Here is a 1,177-nt window from a genome sequence, read left to right as displayed (position 1 = left end):
GCAATTGAGATACACCCACCCCAATCGTTCGGACCCCAGAAGTGTGGGTAATTTTACTACCCGGGAGGATGTGAGCAACTTTGAAGCCCGACGTCTTCGGATGAAAATTGGCGGACATGGTTATAAAAAATGGATCAAATACTATTTTGAAATTGACCTGCAACCTTCTAAAGACGTTGACGGAGGCCTTGGAGACCGAGCCCGTGTCATCGATTGGAGAATCACGGTACAGCCTATTGATGAGATCGGATTCCGGGTGGGTCAATGGAAAATCAACTATAACCGGGAACGTGTAGATTCCTCCGGCCGCCAGACCTTTGTCGAACGGTCGATTGTTAATCGGGTATTTACTATCGATCGTCAAGTGGGTGTCATGCTCCAAGGTCGCCTGTTTAAAGAAACGCCTGCGGACTTAAGATATTATGCCGGTATCTTCAACGGCGAAGGACGAGCCACCAACAACGACGATGGCGAACTCATGTATATGGCGCGCATTCAATGGAACTTTCTGGGCCGGGATTTGAAATGGCGGCAATCGGACGTTAAGTACCATGAAAAACCTGCAGGTAGTCTGGCATTTGCGTATGCGGACAACAATGGACGGTGTACCCGATGGAGTTCTTCCGGATGTGGCAACCTGTCTGCGTTTCCTGGTGCAGCCGGATCCTTGAATGCCCAGTTCGAGAGAACTCAGTGGGTTCAGGAACTTGCCTTTAAGTATAGAGGTCTCGCCATTCAGCAGGAATACCATGAGATGAAAGTTGACGACAAGTACCTCAACATGCTTTCGCATGACTATCAAGGTATGTACGCCCAGATCGGTTACACCAACCACGGGGCTCTGGCACCGCTTCCCGAGGGACTGGAGTTGGCCTTTCGTTATGCGTATGTGATTGAGTCGGTTGCAGTAACGAACAACAGGGATAGACAACGTAGAGAGGAATACACGGTGGGTGTGAACTGGTTTTTTGCAGGCCACAACAACAAGGTCACTGTGGATTATTCCTATCTGACCCTGAAGGATATTACAGGAATGGATTATTCCGACAACCGGGTCCGGTTGCAATGGGATATTTCCTTCTAGCAATCATTCGTTTCAAGCCAAGGTAAGAAAACCCAAAATTTTCTTATCTCCTCCAAACCCGTTCGGTCTTCGCAGGGACCGGGCGGGTTTTCT

General features: G+C 49.0%; 1 protein-coding gene. It reads left to right on the top strand.

Annotation, left to right across the window (positions count from 1 at the left end; all coding sequences use genetic code 11):
- The coding region (locus MJD61_01405; protein MCG8553933.1) for an OprO/OprP family phosphate-selective porin at positions 1-1,084 on the top strand (1,084 nt) is incomplete at its 5' end.
- Positions 1,085-1,177 lie beyond the last annotated feature (93 nt).

This window comes from Pseudomonadota bacterium (genome assembly GCA_022361155.1).
Classification (GTDB): domain Bacteria; phylum Myxococcota_A; class Polyangia; order Polyangiales; family JAKSBK01; genus JAKSBK01.
The sequence above is the reverse complement of the archived record's forward strand: the minus strand, read 5'-3'. Positions and strand labels throughout refer to the sequence as shown.